At 66.8% G+C, this 18,399-nt stretch carries 17 protein-coding genes and 1 pseudogene; 9 read left to right on the forward strand and 9 right to left on the reverse strand.

The window, feature by feature from the left end; all coding sequences use genetic code 11:
• The first annotated feature begins 146 nt into the window (after nt 1-146).
• Nucleotides 147-659, forward strand: coding sequence for a PPC domain-containing DNA-binding protein (locus tag E5P3_RS06490; RefSeq protein ID WP_162585229.1), 513 nt, complete (start codon nt 147-149; stop codon nt 657-659).
• 16 nt (nt 660-675) lie between these two features.
• Here the strand turns inward: E5P3_RS06490 and dkgB are convergent, their stop codons facing one another.
• Both dkgB and E5P3_RS06500 read right to left on the reverse strand, forming a co-directional pair.
• The gene (gene dkgB, locus E5P3_RS06495; RefSeq protein WP_162585230.1) at nt 676-1,488 is read right to left on the reverse strand and encodes a 2,5-didehydrogluconate reductase DkgB; all 813 of its coding nucleotides are present in this window, start codon (nt 1,486-1,488) and stop codon (nt 676-678) included.
• A gap of 26 nt (nt 1,489-1,514) precedes the next feature.
• A complete protein-coding gene (locus tag E5P3_RS06500; RefSeq protein WP_162585231.1) occupies nt 1,515-2,717 on the reverse strand; it encodes an MFS transporter in 1,203 nt (400 codons plus the stop codon).
• A gap of 101 nt (nt 2,718-2,818) precedes the next feature.
• Between E5P3_RS06500 and E5P3_RS06505 the strand changes: the two genes are divergently transcribed.
• Nucleotides 2,819-3,700: a LysR substrate-binding domain-containing protein gene (locus E5P3_RS06505; RefSeq protein WP_162585232.1), complete on the forward strand. Its 882-nt coding sequence runs from the start codon at nt 2,819-2,821 to the stop codon at nt 3,698-3,700.
• 210 nt (nt 3,701-3,910) lie between these two features.
• On the forward strand, nt 3,911-6,070 hold the full coding sequence (locus E5P3_RS06510) for an adenylate/guanylate cyclase domain-containing protein (RefSeq protein ID WP_162585233.1): 2,160 nt from the start codon (nt 3,911-3,913) through the stop codon (nt 6,068-6,070).
• A gap of 19 nt (nt 6,071-6,089) precedes the next feature.
• On the opposite strand, the gene E5P3_RS06515 is transcribed toward E5P3_RS06510, so the two are convergent.
• Nucleotides 6,090-6,764, reverse strand: coding sequence for a glutathione S-transferase family protein (locus tag E5P3_RS06515; RefSeq protein ID WP_162585234.1), 675 nt, complete (start codon nt 6,762-6,764; stop codon nt 6,090-6,092).
• A gap of 78 nt (nt 6,765-6,842) precedes the next feature.
• Nucleotides 6,843-7,955 (reverse strand): substrate-binding protein, encoded by a 1,113-nt coding sequence (locus E5P3_RS06520; protein WP_162585235.1) that lies wholly within the window; start codon nt 7,953-7,955, stop codon nt 6,843-6,845.
• 163 nt (nt 7,956-8,118) lie between these two features.
• Here E5P3_RS06520 and E5P3_RS06525 point away from each other — a divergent pair, with 163 nt between their 5' ends.
• Nucleotides 8,119-9,936: a winged helix-turn-helix domain-containing tetratricopeptide repeat protein gene (locus E5P3_RS06525; RefSeq protein ID WP_162585236.1), complete on the forward strand. Its 1,818-nt coding sequence runs from the start codon at nt 8,119-8,121 to the stop codon at nt 9,934-9,936.
• Nucleotides 9,937-10,125: 189 nt separating this feature from the next.
• Nucleotides 10,126-10,560 carry a VOC family protein gene (locus E5P3_RS06530; protein ID WP_162585237.1) on the forward strand — a complete coding sequence of 145 codons (435 nt, stop codon included), beginning with the start codon at nt 10,126-10,128 and terminating at the stop codon, nt 10,558-10,560.
• On the opposite strand, the gene E5P3_RS06535 is transcribed toward E5P3_RS06530, so the two are convergent.
• The gene (locus tag E5P3_RS06535) at nt 10,529-11,173 is read right to left on the reverse strand and encodes a TetR/AcrR family transcriptional regulator (RefSeq protein WP_162585238.1); all 645 of its coding nucleotides are present in this window, start codon (nt 11,171-11,173) and stop codon (nt 10,529-10,531) included. The two genes, E5P3_RS06530 and E5P3_RS06535, sit on opposite strands and share 32 nt — an antisense overlap.
• A 116-nt stretch (nt 11,174-11,289) precedes the next feature.
• On the opposite strand from E5P3_RS06535, the gene E5P3_RS06540 reads away from it, so the two are divergent.
• On the forward strand, nt 11,290-12,213 hold the full coding sequence (locus E5P3_RS06540) for a ketopantoate reductase family protein (protein ID WP_162585239.1): 924 nt from the start codon (nt 11,290-11,292) through the stop codon (nt 12,211-12,213).
• The gene (locus tag E5P3_RS06545; RefSeq protein ID WP_162585240.1) at nt 12,210-13,298 is read left to right on the forward strand and encodes an enolase C-terminal domain-like protein; all 1,089 of its coding nucleotides are present in this window, start codon (nt 12,210-12,212) and stop codon (nt 13,296-13,298) included. Before E5P3_RS06540 ends, E5P3_RS06545 begins: the two co-directional genes overlap by 4 nt.
• A gap of 195 nt (nt 13,299-13,493) precedes the next feature.
• Here E5P3_RS06545 and E5P3_RS06550 read toward each other — a convergent pair whose 3' ends face one another.
• Nucleotides 13,494-14,249, reverse strand: coding sequence for a DUF2182 domain-containing protein (locus E5P3_RS06550; RefSeq protein ID WP_232073003.1), 756 nt, complete (start codon nt 14,247-14,249; stop codon nt 13,494-13,496).
• Nucleotides 14,250-14,508: 259 nt separating this feature from the next.
• On the opposite strand from E5P3_RS06550, the gene E5P3_RS06555 reads away from it, so the two are divergent.
• Complete coding sequence (locus E5P3_RS06555) at nt 14,509-15,123, forward strand: DUF1326 domain-containing protein (protein WP_162585241.1); 615 nt, start codon at nt 14,509-14,511, stop codon at nt 15,121-15,123.
• 72 nt (nt 15,124-15,195) lie between these two features.
• On the opposite strand, the gene E5P3_RS35725 is transcribed toward E5P3_RS06555, so the two are convergent.
• Together E5P3_RS35725 and E5P3_RS35730 are read right to left on the reverse strand one after the other, a co-directional pair.
• Entirely contained in the window at nt 15,196-15,429 is a 234-nt protein-coding gene (locus tag E5P3_RS35725; RefSeq protein WP_232073004.1) for a TyrR/PhhR family helix-turn-helix DNA-binding protein, read from the reverse strand.
• A gap of 10 nt (nt 15,430-15,439) precedes the next feature.
• Nucleotides 15,440-15,766: pseudogene (locus E5P3_RS35730) on the reverse strand (sigma 54-interacting transcriptional regulator); the annotation flags it as partial.
• A 346-nt stretch (nt 15,767-16,112) separates the two neighbouring features.
• Here E5P3_RS35730 and E5P3_RS06565 point away from each other — a divergent pair.
• Nucleotides 16,113-17,015, forward strand: coding sequence for a DMT family transporter (locus E5P3_RS06565; RefSeq protein WP_162585242.1), 903 nt, complete (start codon nt 16,113-16,115; stop codon nt 17,013-17,015).
• 26 nt (nt 17,016-17,041) lie between these two features.
• Here E5P3_RS06565 and E5P3_RS06570 read toward each other — a convergent pair whose 3' ends face one another.
• Nucleotides 17,042-18,361 (reverse strand): DUF2254 domain-containing protein, encoded by a 1,320-nt coding sequence (locus E5P3_RS06570; RefSeq protein WP_162589559.1) that lies wholly within the window; start codon nt 18,359-18,361, stop codon nt 17,042-17,044.
• Nucleotides 18,362-18,399 lie beyond the last annotated feature (38 nt).

The following is an 18,399-nucleotide window of genomic DNA, read 5'->3' on the forward strand; positions in this document are numbered from 1 at the left end:
CGTGCAAACGCTTCAACTTTTTCTCCGCATTCGCCCTTAAAAAACTCGTTTGCCGGAGCTGGGTCGCGTTCCTAGACTGGCCCCCGCCGATGCAGGTCCGCATCGTGCGCCGTGTGATCTTTCAGAACCAGGAATCGAGACAACGCATGTTCAAGAAACGCCTTCTATTGCTGCCGGCCCTGCTGGCGACCCTTGCCTTCGGCGCGTCGGCGCAGGACCTCACGGGCAAGTACACGCGCACGCCCACGGGCTACCTGATGGTGCTGCGCAATGGCGACGACGTCATCGCCCATCTCGAGCGGCTCGCGGCGGTCGAGCAGATCCCGAGCGCGAGCATCGTCGGCATCGGCTTCATGCGGGAAGCCAAGTTCGGCTTCTACGACTTCTCGAGGAAGGTCTTCGATCCCAAGACTTTCAAGGACGTGGAGCTGGCCAACCTGACGGGCAGCATCGCTTGGAAGGAGGGCAAACCTTCGATCCATGCGCACGGCATCGTGACCGACGGCACCTTCATCGGCGCCGGTGGCCACCTGCTGGGGCTCACGGTGGGCACGGGTTCCTGCGAGATCACGGTGATGCTGCATCCACACCGGCTGGAGCGCTTCGTCGATCCGGCCATCGGTGCCAACGTGCTGGGCCTGCACCCCGGCGCGAAGTAGGGGCCGGTAGGCTTTCTCAGTCCCAGGCCGGTGCCAGGCCTTCGGGGCTGGTGAGCCGCTCGCCGCGGTCCAGCGCGGCGATGCGCGCCATGTCCGAACCGTCGAGCACCAGCCGATGCGCCTCGAGATTGCTCGCAAGATTGGCACGCTTCGTCGACGAAGGGATGACCGCGTAGCCCAGCTGCATCGCCCAGGCCAGAACCACCTGCGCCGGCGTCGCCTTGCGCGCGGCCGCGATCTCCTCGATCACCGGATCGGCCAGCACCTTGCCGTAGGCCAGCGTCATGTAGGACGTGATGGCGATGCCTTGGCTTCTTGCGAAATCAGCCACCTTGCGGTTCTGCAGATACGGATGCAGCTCGACCTGGTTGGTCGCGATCGCCTCTGCGCCGACGGCGGCGATGGTCTCCTTCATCAGCGCGACGGTGAAGTTCGACACGCCGATCTGCCGGGCCAGGCCTTGCGCCTTCGCTTCGGCGAGCGCGCCCATGAACTCGTCCACGGGCACCGCGTTGCCGGGCGGGGGCCAATGGATCAACGCGAGATCGACGCGGTCGGTGCGCAGCTTTCGCAGGCTCTCCTTCAGGCTGGCGACGAGCTTGTCGCGTGCGCAGTTCTCGGTCCAGATCTTGGTGGTGATGAAAATCGCATCGCGCGGCGTGATGCTTTCGGCGATGGCCTGGCCGACCTCGGCCTCGTTGCCGTAGATCTGGGCGGTGTCGACGAGCCGGTAGCCCAGCTCGAGGGCGGTCTTGACGGAGTCGATGACGGTCTGCCCCTGGAGGCGGAAGGTGCCGAGGCCGAAGCGTGGAATGGCGTGTGTGTTCATTGGGAAGTTCTCTGCGGGTGAGTTGTTCAGTGGCCGACGGGAGCCGGGCCGCCGGAGCGCACGGCGATGCCGCTGCGGCGGTCGAGAACACCGCTCCAGTGCGTGAGCGCCAGCGAGACCAGCACCACGAGCGCGCCGATCCACGGCGTGTGCATCAGGCCCAGGTGGGTGACGATCAGGCCGCCGGCCCAGGCGGCGCCGGCGATGCCGAGGTTGAAGGCGGCGATGTTCAGGCCCGAGGCCACATCCACCGCCTGTGGCGTGAAGCGCTCGGCCTGCTTCACCACATAGACCTGCAGGCCCGGTACGTTGCCGAAGGCAACGGCGCCCCACGCGAGCACGGTAGCGAGCGCGAACCACCTGTGCGGCGCCGCGAAATTGAAGACCAGCAGCACGGCGGCCAGCAGGGCGAAGATGATGCGCAGCGCCGGGATCGGGCCCCGGCGGTCGGCCAGCTTGCCGCCCCAGATGTTGCCGGCCGCGACGGAGAGGCCGTAGACCAGCATGACCCAGCCCACAGCGCCGGCGCTGAAGCCGGACACCTCGGTGAGGATCGGCGCGAGGAAGGTGAACGGGATGAAAGAGCCGCCGTAGCCGATCGCCGTCTTGGCGTAGACCAGCAGCAGCCGCGGCTCGGCAAGGACCTTCGCCTGCTGCGCAAGCGAGGCGGGCGGCGTGTGGCGGATACCGGCGGGCACGAAGAGCCAGCTGCCGACGAAGGCGACCACGCCCAGCGCCGACACGGCGAGGAAAGTTTCGCGCCAGCCGAAGTGCTGGCCGATGAAAGTGCCGAGCGGCACGCCCGTCACCAGCGCGACCGTGAGGCCGGTGAACATGACGGCGATGGCACTCGCTGCCTTCTCCTTCGGCACCAGGCCGGTGGCGATGGTCGAGCCGATCGAGAAGAACACGCCATGCGCGAGCCCGGTGAGCACACGCGCGGCGACCAGCGTTTCATAGCTGGGCGCCTGCCAGGCCAGCAGGTTGCCGGCGGTGAAGAGCGCCATGAGGCCGAGCAGCAGCGCCTTGCGCGGCACCTTGCCGGTGAGGGCGGTGAGCACCGGCGCGCCGACGGCGACGCCGAGCGCGTAGAGGCTGACCAGCAGGCCGGCGGAAGGCAGGCCGATGCCGAGGTCGGCCGCGACCGTGGGGAGCAGGCCGACGATCACGAATTCGGTCGTGCCGATAGCAAAGGCGCTGAGCGTCAGCGCGAGGAGGGCAATGGGCATGAGAGCTTTCCTGTTGAGGTCGGGGTCGAGTGTGGGTCAGACCTCCTTGCAGAAAAAGCGCCTATTCATCACTACACTATTGACTCGAAATCAAGAATCCGATGAAGACCACGCTCGAGGAATTGCAGGCTTTTGCCGCGGTCGTCCATGCCGGCTCCATCACGGCCGCGGCCGAGCAGCTGGAGCAGACGGTATCGGGCGTGAGCCGTGCGCTCGGCCGGCTCGAGACGAAGCTTGAAACGACGCTGCTGCGCCGCACGACACGCCGCATCGAGCTCACGGAAGAGGGCGCCGCATTCCTTGCACATGCCCAAGCGATCCTGGCGTCGATCGACAGCGCCGAGGAGCAGATGGCCGCGCGGCGCCAGCATCCCGCGGGTCAGTTGCGGGTGAACGCCGCGACACCGTTCATGCTGCACGTGATCGTTCCGCTGGTGCCCGAGTTTCACCGCTCCTATCCGCACATCGCGCTGGAGCTGGACACGGACGAGCTCAATATCGACCTGCTGGAGCGCCGCACCGACATCGCGATCCGCATCGGCGAGCTGCGCGACTCCAGCCTCCACGCGCGGCCGCTCGCCACCAGCCGCATTCGCGTGCTGGCAAGCCCCGCCTATCTCGCGACGCAGGGCCGCCCGAAGAACGTGGCGGCGCTGGCGAAGCACACGCTGCTGGGCTTTACGCAGCCGGATTCGCTCAACCGTTGGCCGCTGCGCGGCACGCACGGCGACGAATGGCAGATCACGCCGAGCATCAGAGCGTCCAGCGGCGAGACGCTCAGGCAATTGGCACTCGAAGGCGCAGGCATTGTTTGCCTCTCCGACTTCATGACCGCCGGCGACCGAAAGCGCGGTGACCTGGTGCAATTGCTCGTGAACGACACCGCCGACGTGCGCCAGGGGATCAATGCGGTGTACTACCGGAATACGAAGCTGGCGGCGCGAATCGCGTGCTTTCTAGACTTTCTGGCTGCGCGGGTATGACAGACCCGCGCCATTTCGGATCGCGGCGGTTGACAGCAAGGTTGTTGCTGCGCTCCAGCCCTGCCGGATGCACGCTCGACGCTTGGTGTTCCCCAGATCCGGACGTCGAATCGCTCGCAACGGCCATGCGCCGCTGAACTGGCAGGCTCCTGTGCGAAGATGTGGCCTGACGCGGCTACCGCGCGGTGGTCTCGATCGAGGGACCCTTGCATGCCAACTCCCGCACCCGGCCCATCCTCCCCCGCGATCCGCGCGCTGCTGTTGTGCGACCTGGTCGCCAGCACGTACCTCGTCGAGCGCCTGGGCGACGCCGCCGCGGCCGAGTTGATGGCACGCCACGACCGCATCGCGCGCGACCTGCTCGCTGTGCACGGCGGCCGCGAGATCGACAAGAGCGACGGGTTCCTGCTGCTGTTCGAGCGGCCGGTCGAGGCGGTGCGCTTCGCGCTTGCCTACCAGGCGCAACTGCTCGAACTCGGCGCCCAGTCGAAGGCTTCCCTCGCCTCGCGCGTGGGCATTCATCTCGGCGAGGTGGTGCTGCGCGAGAACGCGGCCGCCGACATCGCGCGAGGCGCCAAGGCATTGGAGGTCGAGGGCCTGGCCAAGGCCATCGCCGCGCGCGTCATGTCGCTTGCCGGCCAGGGGCGCATCCTGATGACACGCACGGCCTACGACTTCGCGCGCCGGGGTGCGGTGGGCCATGCCGACGAGGCTGCACTGCGCTGGGTCGTGCATGGGCCGTACCGGATGGCCGGCGTTGACGATCCGGTGGAGGTCTGCGAAGTGGCCGTCGCCGGCGCTGGCGCGCTGACGCCGCCTCCAAGCGCGGAAAAGGCACAGCGCGTGGCCCAGGCCGCCGCATCGTCGACCTCCGCCGCGCCGGCCGCCGGACCGCTGCTCGCCGTGCTGGCATTCGACAACCTGTCCAACGACCCCGAGATGCAGTTCTTCTCCGACGGCGTCAGCGAGGAAATCATTCAGCGCGTATCGCGTGGCAGCCAGCTCAAGGTGATCGGACGCACCTCGAGCTTCCAGTTCCGCGGCGATCGCAAGGCGGAGGCGGCGAACGCCTTGCATTGCACCCACGTGCTCGACGGATCGATCCGCCGCGCAGCGGCCCGCGTGCGGGTCAGTGCCCATCTGATGGAGGCCGCCTCGCAGACCACGCTGTGGTCGGAACGCTTCGAGCGCGGGGTGGAGGACATCTTCGCCGTGCAGGACGAGATCTCCGAGAACATCGCCCGCGCGCTCGATCAGGCCTTCGCCAGCGCGCCGGCCCCCACGGTGGAGCCGGCGGTGTATGACCTCTACCTCCGATCGAGGCCCAAGGGATACGCGCCCGACGAACTGCGCACCCACGTTGGCGTGCTGGAACTGGTGACCTCGCGCGCACCGCAGTTCGCCGCGGCATGGGGGCGGCTGGCCTATCTGCGTGCCTTCTTGCGCTTCTACCAGCCGTTCGCCGAACGCGCAGCCAGCGCGGCTCAGGTGGACCGCGAAGCCGAGCGTGCGCTATCGCTCGATGCACAGAACCTCGACGCGATGGCAGGGCAGTACTTCGTGATCGCGCCGTTCGGGCGCTTCGTCGAGGCCGATGCCGCGCTCGTTCGTCTGCGCCGCGCACCCGGCACCGGCGACGGGCAGCGCTACATCGGCTGGGGCCTGCGCCACTTCGGCTGGATGCGCGAGGCGCTGACGGCCACCGAGCAGGCCTACCAGCTCGATGTGCTGGACCCGATGTCGGCCAACCTCCTCGCCCTCGCGCGCATGGCGGCAGGCCATATAGCCGACGCCATTCCCTTGTTCGAGGAACTGGTGGAGCGCATGCCCACGATGAGCTTTCCTGTGTCCAGCCTGCTGCGTGCCCATGCATTCCAGCAGGACTGGGCCGCGGTGGATCGCCTGCTCGCGCTGGCCGAGCAACGCCAGTTGCGCGAGTTCCAGGACGGGCTTCCCTTCATCCGCGCCAAGCGCGACCCCTCGCCCACGCACATCGGCGCGTGGCGCGACGAGCTCGAAGCGCATGTTCGCAGGACGGGCTGGGTCGACGTGTCACGCCTCGTGTACGCGGCCCACCTGGGCCTGGTGGACGAGGCTTACGCCGCCGCCGACGCCGCACGCCTGGGGCCGGCCGGCCATGCCGACGACATCATGGGACCCGACGGCTACCGCACCGCGCTGCTGTTCCAGGCCAGCATGCCCGAGCTGCGCAACGACCGGCGTTTCGCGCCTTTGTGCGCGCGGCTCGGACTCGTCGAATTCTGGCTGGCCAGCGGGAAGTGGCCCGACTGCGCGAGCGAAGTGCCCTACGACTTCCAGCGCGCATGCGAGCAGGCACGGGCCGTGCCGAAAGAAGACTTCGGCGTCTGAGCGTCCGCCCCCCGGCGCTTCACACGGTCACGAACGACTCGCCCTTGTGCGCGGCGGTGACCCCGTCGAGCGTGGCGTTCACCGACTTCCAGCTCTTCAGCGCCTTGATTCGCGCCAGCCAGCCCTGCACGTACGGATAAGCCGCGAAATCGCAACCGATCACTTCGCCCAAGGTGAGCAGTCCGGCGCCGAAATGGTCCGCGATGCTGATCGCATCCCCGCACACGTAGTTGTGCCCGGGGCCGAGGATGTGGTCGTTGAGGACTTGCAGCCACACCTTCGAGCGTTCCTGGCCCCACTGCACGGTGCCGGCCTGCGCCTCGTCGCTGCGCCGCTTGTGGTGCGGCAGCAGCTGGGCGAACACCAGGCCGAAGCAGTAGTCTCGGCTCAGTTGGGTGTTGAACCAGTCCATGCGCTCGTTGACGCGCGCCCGCTGCTGCAGGCCCTTGGGGTACAGCGGCGAGTCGATCTTGTCGGCCAGGTATTTCAGGATAGCCGAGCTCTCGGTGAGGCGGAAATCGCCGTCCTCCAGCATCGGCACCAGCGCATTCGGGTTGAGCGCACGATAGGCCGGCTGCATGTGCTCGCCCTTGAAGATGTCGACCAGCTTCAGGTCGAGCTCGATACCGCTCTCCGCAGCGAAGAGCAGCACGGGCCTGCTCGCGGTGGAAGCGGGGTGGTAGTACAGCTTCATCTCAGGTCTCCTGGCTAAATCGGCAACCTCCGTGCTGCGCACTGCGGTGCGAGCCCCTTCGGAGCGGCCGGGCGTGGCTCATTGCACGCTCTGCACGCGCTCGTTGGGATCGATCACGCCGAGGTTCTCGATGACCTTCATCTGCCCTGCCTGCACCTGGCCGACGTACATGGTAAGCCGCAGGTGGTGCTGGCCAGGCACCATTTCGGCGGGCCCACCCGGTCCTTCGGCGATGCGCGCGTGGTCGAGCGCGCGGATCACCGCCGCCTGATCAAGCGTGCCGGCCTCCCGCACGGCCGCCTCCCAGAGCTTCAGCCCGCGATACAGCCCCGTGCTGGCGCTGCCGGCTGTGAACTTGGCGCTGCCCGGAAATCGTTCGTCGTAGCGGCGCAGCAGCGCCGTGCTGAACGGGTCGCTGACGGCCTGGTAGTAGTCGAGGCAGCTGTAGAGGCCCTCGACATGCTCGGCCGGCAGCAGGCTCGCAAAGTTTTCCTCGAAGTAGGGGCAGACGATGCGGCCGCCGCGCTTCGTGAAGCCGGCCTCATACAGCTGGCGCAGGAACGGCGCCACGCCGGGCGGCACCGTGGTGTTGAAGACTACCTGCGCGCCGCTGGACATGATCTTGTCGACCGTGCCGCGGTAGTCCGCGTGATCAATGGGGAAATACTCCTCGCCGACGATCGAGCCGCCGTTCGCGGTGACCGCGGCACGCACGCGCTTGTTCATTACGTGCGGCCAGATGTAGTCGGCCGACGGGAGGTAGAACTCGCGAGCATCGGTGTGCTTCATCAGCCAGGGGATCAGCGAATCGACCTGTTGCGCCGGCACGGGGCCGGTGCAGAAGATGAGCGGGTCGCTCTCCTCACCCTCGTACTGCTCCGGGTAGATGTAGAGTTTCTTGCCCTGCACGACGGCCGGGCCCTTGATCGCCTGCCGGGTGGAGCTGTAGATGCCGCCGAAGATCACGTCCACGCGATCGCCCTGAACCAGCTTGGCGGCCTTGGCCGCGGCCACCTTGTCGTCGGTGGCGCTGTCTTCGGTGATCAGCTCGATGCGCCGCCCGAGCAGGCCGCCGCCGGCGTTGATCTCGTCGACCACCAGGCGGGCGAGGTTGGCGTTGGCAATGCCGAGGAAGGACAGTGGGCCGGTCTGGTCGGTGACGAGGCCGATCTTGATGGATGCTTGGCTCACGATGGGATCTCCTTGCGAATGGTGGATAAGTGCGGCCCTTTCGCGGGGTGCAGGCACTGTGCGCGCCGGGGGACGCCCACGTCTTTAAGCGATGTGAAACGTTGCTAAAGCCCGCCCCGTGGCCCGACAATCGGGGCCGACAAGCAACAGAGGCGCCCAGGTCTTGGTCTTCAAAGCGAAGGGGTTCGAAGTGCGGCCGGCGGAGCGCCGCTTGCTGGTCCACGGCCAGCCGGTCTCGCTCGGCGGACGCGCGTTCGACTTGCTGCTGGCGCTGATCGAGTTGCGCGAGCGCGTGGTCGCCAAGGACGAACTGCTGGCGCGGGTCTGGCCTGGCACGGTGGTCGAGGAGAACAATCTCACCGTGCAGATCTCGTCGCTGCGCAAGGTTCTCGGGCCGGACGCCATCGCCACCGTGGCGGGGCGCGGCTACCAATTCACGCTGTCCTTGCTGGACGACGACGCTCCCGTCTCACCGGCCGAGTCGTCGTTTCCGCGCGACCGTCCCGTGATCGCCGTGCTCGCCTTCGACAACCTGTCGAACGAGCCCGAGATGCAGTTCTTCTCCGACGGCGTCAGCGAGGAGATCATCCAGCGCCTCGCGCGTGGCACCCAGCTGCGGGTGATCAGTCGGACCACGAGCTTCCAGTTCCGTGGCGAACGAAAGGCCGAGGCGGCGCAACGCCTGAACTGCGCCTACGTGCTCGACGGCTCGATCCGCCGCGCGGCTGGCCAGGTTCGCATCAGCGCCCACCTGACGGAGGCCGCGTCCGGCACGACGCTGTGGTCCGACCACTATGACCGTGCGCTGGAAGGCATCTTCGAGGTCCAGGACGACATCGCCGAAAGCATCGCGCGCGCGCTCGACCACGGTTTCTTCGGTGTTGCGACGCGCGCAGTCGATCCTGCGGTCTATGACTTGTACCTGCGATCCAGCCCCAAGTCCTATGCCCCGGAAGAGCTGCGCACCAGCGTCGGCGTGCTCGAGGTGGTGACGCAGCGCGCACCGCATTTCGCCGAGGCCTGGGGGAGGCTCGCCTACGTGCGCAGCTTCCTTCACATGTACCTGCCATTTGCCGAGCGTGCAGCCAGCGCCGGGCACGTGGTTCGCGAAGCCTCGCACGCGCTGGCGCTCGACGCGCAGAACAACGACGCCCTCGTCGCGCGATGCTTCGTGATGCCGCCCTTCGGCCGGTTCGTCGAAGCCGAGGACTTCCTCGAGCGTCTGCGCCAGGCGCCCGGCTCGGGCGCCGGCCGGCGCTACATCAGCTGGCTGCTGCGCCTGACCGGCCGCCTGCGTGCGAGCCTCGGCGAAGCCGAACGCATCTACCGCCTGGACATGCTCGATCCGATGTCGGCCAACCTGGTGGCGTTGGCCCGCATGGCCACGGGACAGGTCGCCGAGGCGGTGCCCGTGTACGAGGACCTCGTGGCGCGCATCCCCGACATGAGCTTTCCGATCTCGAGCTTGCTGCGGGCCCATGCCTTCCTGCAGGATTGGACGGCGGTCGATCGCCTGCTCACGCTCGCGGCCACGCGCCCGCTGCGCGAGTTCCAGGACACCATCCCTTTCGTCCGCGCCAAGCGCGACCCGACGCCTGAGCACATCGGCGCCTGGCGCAGCGAGTTCGAGGCGCACGTGATGATCACCGGCGGTGTGGACGTGGCCCGCCTGGTCTATGCCGCGCACCTGGGCCTGGTCGACGAGGCCTTCCGTGCTGCCGATGGTGCCCGCCTGGGGCCTGCAGGGGCCAGCACCGACATCATGGGCCCCGACGGCTACCGCACCGCGCTGCTGTTCCAGGCCAGCATGCCCGAGCTGCGCAACGACCCACGCTTCCCGCGGCTGTGCGCGCGGCTGGGGCTGGTGGAGTTTTGGCTCGCCAGCGGCCAGTGGCCCGATTGCGCGGACGAGGTGCCCTACGATTTCCGGCAAGAGTGTGAATCGGCCAAGGGTGTGCCCAGGGAGATCTTCGGGTTTTGAAGGCGCAACATGGTTCAAGTACCCGCGTCATTTCATGCGGGTGGTCGAGTCGGGCATCCTCAGAATCCGGGCCAACAGCAGCCAGTCGACAAGGGCACCGGTACGCTGGTTGCTCGGTAAGAGCATCCGCCCGGCTGGAGGCCAATTCCCCCCGAATATGCGACATCGTTGAAAGAGGGACCGAAGGACATGACAGTCAAGCGAATGGACAACGTCCTGATAGTTGTCGACGATCTCGAAGCAGTGAAAGCGTTCTTCATCGAGTTGGGCCTCGAGCTTGAGGGCCAAACCACGGTTGAAGGGCCTTCTGTCGGGAGCCTCATAGGGCTTGGAGACGTCCGAGCCACCCTCGCGATGCTGCGGACTCCCGATGGGCAGGGAATTGAACTGGACAAGTTCCACACGCCAGATGCAGTCAGGTTTGGACCCGTGAAAGCGCCGGTGAACGCTTTGGGTCTTCGTCGCATCATGTTTGCCGTCGATGACATCGACGCTGTCGTTGCGCGGATGCAGGCCCATGGCGCAGAACTCATTGGCCAGATGCAGTACGAGAAAGCGTACCGGCTCGCCTACATGCGTGGGCCTGAGGGCATCATCGTCGGGCTTGCCGAGCAGCTCGGCTAGGGGTGGGCGGCTCGCTCGCTCCGGCACTCGGACTATCCAGCGCCCCGATGGCCACGCGGACCGCCGTTTCGAGAGTCTTCCGGCCGGGCCGCGTCTTGGCCAGGACATTGAGCCCTTGCACGGTGCAGACGAGAAAGGCCGCGGCCTCTTGGGACGGAACGCCCGGCGGCAGCTCGCCCTCGCGCCGGGCGCGCTCGATCGCGCCCGCGAAAGCTGCTTCGAGCCGAGCCAGGTGCAGCCGGAAGGCCTGCGCGATCTCGGCGTCCGTCATGGCGAACTCGACGACCGAGTTGGTGACGAGGCAGCCCCACTTGCGCTTGCCCTCGACCATCGCGCCGACGAGGCTCTTGAAGTAGTCGAGGATGCCTGCAAGACCCGACGGGTTGCCGTTCAAACGCTCGATCGCCTGCTGCGACACCTCGCCCATATAGCGTTGCAGGGCCTGGACGAAGAGTCCGCGCTTGTCACCGAAGGCCGCGTACAGGCTGCCGGAGTTCAGCCCCGTGACGCGGCAGATCTCCTGCATGCCGACGGCGTCGTAGCCTCGCTCCCAGAACACGTCGACGGCCTTGTCCAGTACCTCGCCGGTGTCGAAACTTCTTGTACGTCCCATTGCAAAATTGTAGATTAATCAATCAAAAAAAAGTGGATCGTTGTTCTCGCCCGGCATGAACACGCCTTCTTAGTGTGACTAGAATTGTAGAACGATCATTCAACAAAAGGACCGACATGAAAGTTGCGATCATGGGAACCGGCGGCGTCGGCGGCTACTTCGGCAGCAAGCTGGCCCTGGGCGGCTGCGATGTCAGCTTCATTGCGCGCGGGGCCCATCTGGCGGCCATCAAGGCTGGCGGCCTGCGGGTCAGGAGCGCGCTCGGCGATCTGCAGGTGCCGTCCCCCAAGGCGACTGATTCCCCGGCCGAAGTCGGCCCTGTCGATGTCGTCCTGTTCGGTGTCAAGCTGTGGGACACCCAGTCTGTCGCCGAGGCCATCCGCCCGCTGGTCGGCCCGCAGACCGTGGTCATCTCGCTCCAGAACGGTGTCGTCAAGGACGAACTGCTCTGCGCCGCGCTCGGGCAGCACGCGGTCGCCGGCGGCGTTTGCTACATCGCCGCCACCATCATCGAGCCGGGCGTGATCGGCCATGCCGGGACCATGCAGAAGCTCGTGTTCGGCGCGTACGAGGAGCGGCAGACCGAATGCATCCGGCGCTTTCACGAAGCCTGCGTGCGCGCCGGCATCGACGCCGAGGTCAGCGAAGACATCGCCCGCGTCATCTGGGAGAAGTTCGTCTTCCTGGTTGGCCTGTCGGCGACCACGGCCGCGACCCGCAGCCCCATCGGCAAGGTGCGCGCGCATCCTGCATCGCGCCGATTGCTGGAGGCGGTCATGCAGGAGGCGGTGGATGTCGGCCGTGCCCAGGGCGTGGCGCTGGCAGCGGATTTCGCGCAGGATCGCCTGCGCTTCTGCGACCAGCTGCCGGCGGACATGACAGCATCCATGTTGCGCGACCTCGAGCGCGGCAATCGGCTGGAGGTCGAGTGGCTGAGCGGCGACGTCAGCCGTCGAGGCCTCGAGCTCGGCCTGCCCACGCCGTTCAACACGGCGGTGTTCGACATCCTCGCGTTGCACGCCGAGGGGGCTTCCCGATGAGCCTCACCCTGCGCTCGCTCACTGCCACCGCCGTCGTTGTCCCCATGGCCCGGCCGCTGTGGACCAGCGTGCAGGCCATGCGAGAGGCGCCGCTGCTGCTGGTCGATCTGCACACCGAGGAAGGTGTCGTCGGCCATGCCTACCTGTTCTGCTACCTGCGTGCTGCGGCGGGCGCCATCGCCGCTTTCGTCGAGGACCTGGGCACGCGGCTGCGCGGCCGGCCGGTGGTGCCTGCCTCGCTGCGCAAGGCCGTCGCCGACTATTCGCGCCTGATCGGCCAGCGCGGCGTGGTCTCCATGGCCGGCGCAGCGCTCGACATGGCGGCATGGGATGCGCTCGCCAAAGCGGCCGATCTGCCGCTGGTGCGCCTCCTCGGCGCCGAGCCCCGGCCGCTGCGTGCCTACAACAGCAACGGCCTGGGGCTGGTGGAGCCGCAGGCGGCGGCCGACGAGGCGCAAGAATTGCTGGCCGGCGGCTTCGAGGGCGTCAAGATGCGCCTCGGCCGACCGAGCGCCGAGGCAGACCTCGCCGCTGTGCGTGCGGTGCGCAAGGCGTTGCCGGACGAGGTGGCGCTGATGGTGGACTTCAACCAGGCCCTCTCGCCCCGCGAGGCGCAGAGCCGCGGCGCGATGCTGGACGGCGAAGGCGTCTTCTGGATCGAGGAACCCCTGCGCCATGACGATTACGTCGGGTACGCGCGTCTGCGGCAAACGGTGTCGACGCCACTGCAATTCGGTGAGAACTTCGCCGGACCCAAGGCCATGGCCGCAGCCTTGGCTGCCGGTTGCGTGGACTACGTGATGCCCGATGCCGAGCGTATCGGCGGGGTCTCCGGCTGGATGGATGCCGCCGCGCTGGCCGCTGCGCACGAGATCGAGATGTCCTCGCACCTCTTCCCCGAGGTGACGGCCCACCTGCTGGCCGCCACCCCCACCGCGCACTGGCTCGAGTACGTCGACTGGGCGGAGCCGCTGCTCCAGGCGCCGCTGCGGATCCGAGATGGCCTCGCGGTGCCCAGCGAGGCCGCGGGCTCGGGCCTGGCATGGGACAGCGACGCCGTGGAGCGTTTTCGAATCGACGCCTGAAGGCGGAGCGCCGCTGCCGGGTTCCTGTTGGCGCCCTGGCTGTTCCAGCGCCACATCCCGCAGTTGGTCGTGCAGCAACAACGACCGCCAGGTCAGCCGCAGCGAGGTCATCTCCAACTACAAGAGGAGCGCTGGGCACGGGACGCCCCTGAGGAGTGCCTGCCTCCAACGCGACGAGATTCCGTGGCGGGCCGATCAGCTCACCAGCGAGTACAGGCGCAGCACGCCGGCAGCGATCAGTCCCAAGCCCAGAAGCGCCGCCAGACGCTGCCCCTGCGGCATCAGCTTCTCGATCGCCACCGCGATCGACAGCGCAGCTACCCAGGCAAGGTTCATGACCCCGCCAACGAACAGCAGCGCCATCAATGCCCAGCAGCAACCCAGGCAGAACAGACCGTGGCGCAGCCCCATCACGAAGGCGCCGGATGCACCGTCACGCCATTCCCCAATCAGGAAGCCCATTGGCGTGCGGCAATTTGCAAGGCAGATGCGTTTGAGCGGCGAGAACTGGTAGGCGCCGGCCACGAGCAGCAGCACGCCCGTGAGCGCGGCCGACGTGCTGACGATCATCGAGTCGACCCAGCCCGCGGCCTGCAGCAACCATTGCAGCCCTGTGGCCACCATGCTGAAAGCGAACCACACCAGCAGATAGGCGCTCACAAAACTACGCGAGCGCTCAATGTCGCTGTTGCGGCGGCACAGCGCGACGAAGGCCTGCACCATCGGCAGCGCCGACGGCAGCATCATCGCCGCCATCATCACGGCCCACATGCACCAGACGGCAAGCAGGTTGTCCCAGTGCCAGGCCGATGACATCGGCATCGTCAACCGTGCCACCGGGTGACCCATGTCGAAGGCGATCCAGGCCAGAAAGCCCCAGCCAACGAGGCTGAGCATCAGCAACCATGCCGCCGTTCTCGACGACATTGGTGTCGGTGCCTTCTGCGCCAATCGATCTGGCGATCTTGCGGTCATTGATGAAGGCTCGTTGTCGCATCTGTAATCCGTTCCACGATCTGCTGCTCGGCGCTTCCTGTCAACCGGGATCGCCAGAGCTGCAAGCGGACATGCATGCGCTGCGAGGTGCCTGGGCTTGCGCTTGACGCGCAACGGGGGTACGGTGGAGCGACGCAGGCGCCATGAGGGGGCGTCATTCTGCCCACCCTGACCGATGCGCGACCCGCACACCGGTCACCACCAAGGAGCGGCAATGGCAAGCTGGAAAATCAGTGGCGAGTACATGGAAACCTGCAATTGCACTTTCCTGTGCCCATGCATAACCGCCAACCTCGCGGCGAAGCCGACCGAAGGCGACTGCCAAGCGGCGATCACGATGCGCATCGACCAAGGCGCGAAGGACGGCGTCCAGCTCGATGGCGTGTCGTTCATCGTCATGTTGCATTCCCCGGGCGTGATGGGTGCAGGCAACATAACGGTGGGGCTGATCATCGACGACAGTGCATCGGATGCGCAGGTCGAAGCCATCAGCGCCATCGCCACTGGGGCGGCCGGTGGGCCGATGGCAGCGCTGGCGCCGCTGGTGGGGAAGGTCGCCGGGGTCGAGCGTCGTCAGATCCAGTTCGACATCGATGGCATGAAGCGCGTCGTGCGCGCTGGTGACCTCGTCGACCAGGCCTGCGAAGGCGTGCCCAGCGTATCGGTACCGGGGCAGGCCCTCGGCGTGGACAACACGGCGCACCCCGTGAACAGCCGGCTCAACCTGGCCAAGGCGACGCGCAGCGTGTTCAACGTCTTCGGCATGAAGTGGAATGATTCCAGTGGTACCCGCAACGGCCACTTTGCCCCGTTTGCGTGGGCCGGCTAGTGGTCGGGTCTTTGGCCTGCGGTGTCGGCGCCTTGGGTCCGGCGGGGTCTGCGGGTCGAACCGGGCGTTGCTTCAGACAGTGCTGCGCGGCACCCTGAGCTTGCGCACCACGCTCGACTGGCTGATGCCCAGCGCCTTCGCCACGCCGCGGGTGCTGCCATGCGCGCGCATCGCCTCCTCGAGCAGGCCGGATTCGAAACGTTCGACCCGCTCCCGCAGCGATCCGCGGCTGGACAAGGTTCCAGCGTCGGCGGGCAGCACGCCTTCCAGATCCGGCAGCCCGATCAGCGGCTGCGGGCTTGTCACGATCAGGCGCCTGCAGCACGGTGAGCAACTTGACCTGAAGGTCCGGCGCCATCTCGCCGATCTCGTCGAGGAACAGCGTTCCGGCCGCGGCCAGCTCGATCAGCCCGTGCTTGCCCTGGCGCTGCGCCCCGGTGAACGCGCCCGGCTCGTAGCCGAACCGCTCCGTCTCCAGCAGCTCGCGCGGCAACGCCCCGCAATTGATCTTGATGAACGGGCCTTCCGAGCGCGGGCTTTCGCTGTGGATCAGGCGCGTCACGACCTCCTTGCCGACGCCGGATTCTCCCGTCAGCAGCACCGTGGAATTCACCTTGGCCACCCGCACGGCCAGCTCCGCCGCCGTACACCCGGCTGCGCGATGCCGTCATTGCGCACCTGACGATGGCGGTAGGGCTCGGCCCGCTGCTGTCCAACGTGGCTGCTTCGGCCACATAGCAGGCGCAGGTGCAGCCGCGCGGGCTGCTTCGGCATGCCTCGCGTGTCAATCGCAGTTCGAGAGGGCCCCCCTCGGCCGTCAATGAATGCGGCCATCCCGCGTCGTGCTGTCGTGTGATCTGCGCCGCAGGAGAGGCGGGCCGCCGAATGCGACGCCTCGCGGGTCCAGGCGGTTATCCTCGCGTCTACCGCCCTGCGCAGACACCGTCAGCTCTGCAACGGCGCACCAGCCGGAAGCGAAGGTCTGAGCAATGAGCAGTAAAAATGCAAAAGTTCGCGGCACGGTCGAGATGACCGCTGCGATGTTGATCTCCGGGACCATCGGCTGGTTCGTCGTGCGCTCTGGGCAGCCTGTCATCGATCTGCTGTTCTGGCGCTGCGTTTTCGGGGCCGCGACGCTGGTGGTGGTCTGTGCCTTCACTGGGGCGTTGGCCCTCAGGCCCACCCTCAAGAGCCTCGGCTGGGCAGCCCTGGGCGGTGCTGCAATCATCCTCAACTGGCTGCTGATCTTCGAGGCCTTCTCACGGGCGTCGATCTCGGTGGCGATTGCCGTCTACAACACACAGCCGTTCATGCTGGTCGCCCTGGGAGCGGTCTTCTTCTCCGAGCGCATCACTGCAACCAAGCTCCTGTGGCTCGGCATCGCTTTCGCCGGCGTCCTGCTCATCGTGCAGGCGAGGCCGTCGACTGCGGTCTATGCAGGTTCCGACGCCGACTACATTTCCGGGGTCCTTATGGCGCTCGGCGCTGCGTTCCTCTACGCCCTCTCGGCGATCGTGACGAAGAAGCTCGGCAATATGCCGCCGCACCTCATTGCATTGATCCATGTGTGTGTTGGCATGGTCATGATCGCGCCCTTCGCGAACCTGGCGAACCTTCCGACCGCCCCCCCTGCATGGGCCGATTTCGTGGTGATGGGCGTGGTGTACACCGGCTTGGTCTTCGTCCTTCTGTATGGCGCAATCCAGAAGCTACCGACGCACTCGGTGGGCGCCCTGTCCTTTCTTTATCCCATCTTCGCCATGGCGGTGGATTTCCTGGCTTTCGATCACAAGCTCAAGCCGCTGCAATTCGTTGGCTCGGCAGCGATCCTGGTCGCCGCGGCTGGCATGAACCTTGGATGGAGCTTTCCCAAGAGGTCGGTCACCGGCTGAGCGCCTTATGCCCCGATGCGCAGGCACTAGGTGTCACGTGCCCCGATGGCATCCAGCACGCCGTGGGCCATCGTGCGTCGAAACCTTGCATGACGACGGCCGATGTCGGCCAGATCCGATTCGTTGCCGATGCTTCGCCGCGCGTCTGCCCAGACAAGATCAGCGTGGCGCAACAAGACCTCGCGGCGCTCTACGTTGGTCTCGCAAGCGACCACGGCGGTGAGCACATCGAGCAAGCGGATCAGCACTGCGGGGCTGCCAGCGGCATTCTGGCGGATCATGTGGAACATGACGTTGACAAGCGCGCTGTAGGTCAGGGTGGGCACTACGAGCGCGACCGCATCTTCACGGATGATCACGCCGCTCGGCAACCGTGATCCCACAAGTTCGCAGAGCGCTGCACCGAGCCGATCGAGCACGCTCATCGCGGTGTGCGGATCGTTGATGCTGGCAGACAGCGCCCGCACCGCCACTTCCACCAACTGGCGCACTGCATACTCGGCGTCGCCCGCACTGCCGCGCGACGTGCCCAGAGCGGTGGCGTTGCGCACCGCCTCCTCGGCCTTGGGGACCGACACTGAAATCACGGCGATCGGTGCTCCTGGAAAGACATAGTCGCCCTTGCGGACAAGGAGTCGGATCGCGGTTCGGTGGTGCGACGCCCAGTCCGCAAGACCTGCTTCGTCGAGCTGCTGGAGGTATCCGCGTCGCTTATCGACGATGTTCGTGGCATGCGCCCAGAAGCTGGCCGCAGGCGAGGCGGGCTGCGCCGCGCCTGCGACCGTGGCCTTCAAGGCAGCCTGGATGTCGTCGCTCACCAGTTCGATCACCGTGTCGACGTTGATCCGCTTCGCCATGTGGCCGACGAAGTAGACCAGCGTCGCGACGCAGACGAATGCCAGCAGGATTCCCACCGTTAGCGCCAGATGGGGTGTGAAGGGGCCCTCGTCCTGCGTCCTGACGCTGCGAAGGACCATCAAGGCATAGGAAAAGGTCCCGAGGTATGCACCCAGCGTGAACTGGACGCCGCGGTCCCGCGTGAAGTTGCGCAAGAGACGCGGCCCCATCTGTCCGGCCGCGAGAGAGAGCGCGGCAATCGTGATGGAGAACACGGTACCCGCGACGGCGATTGTCGACGAGGCGATGGCACCCAGCAGCGTGCGCGCCCCCGTTCCGCCGCCGTCGTACAGCCAGCTGCTCTCGGTCAGCCGTGCGGAGAGGTGGCCGCCGCGATCGAGGCCGAGCAAGCCGAATGCGAGCAGGATGCCAGCGAGCACCATCGCACCGGGAACCAGCCAGAAGGATTCGCCGGCCAGGTTGATGAACTTGCGGATTCTGGCGTTCATGGGCACGTGGTCGAGGGGGATGGCCGGGCGTATAGGGT

Source organism: Variovorax sp. RA8, from assembly GCF_901827175.1.
GTDB lineage: Bacteria > Pseudomonadota > Gammaproteobacteria > Burkholderiales > Burkholderiaceae_C > Variovorax.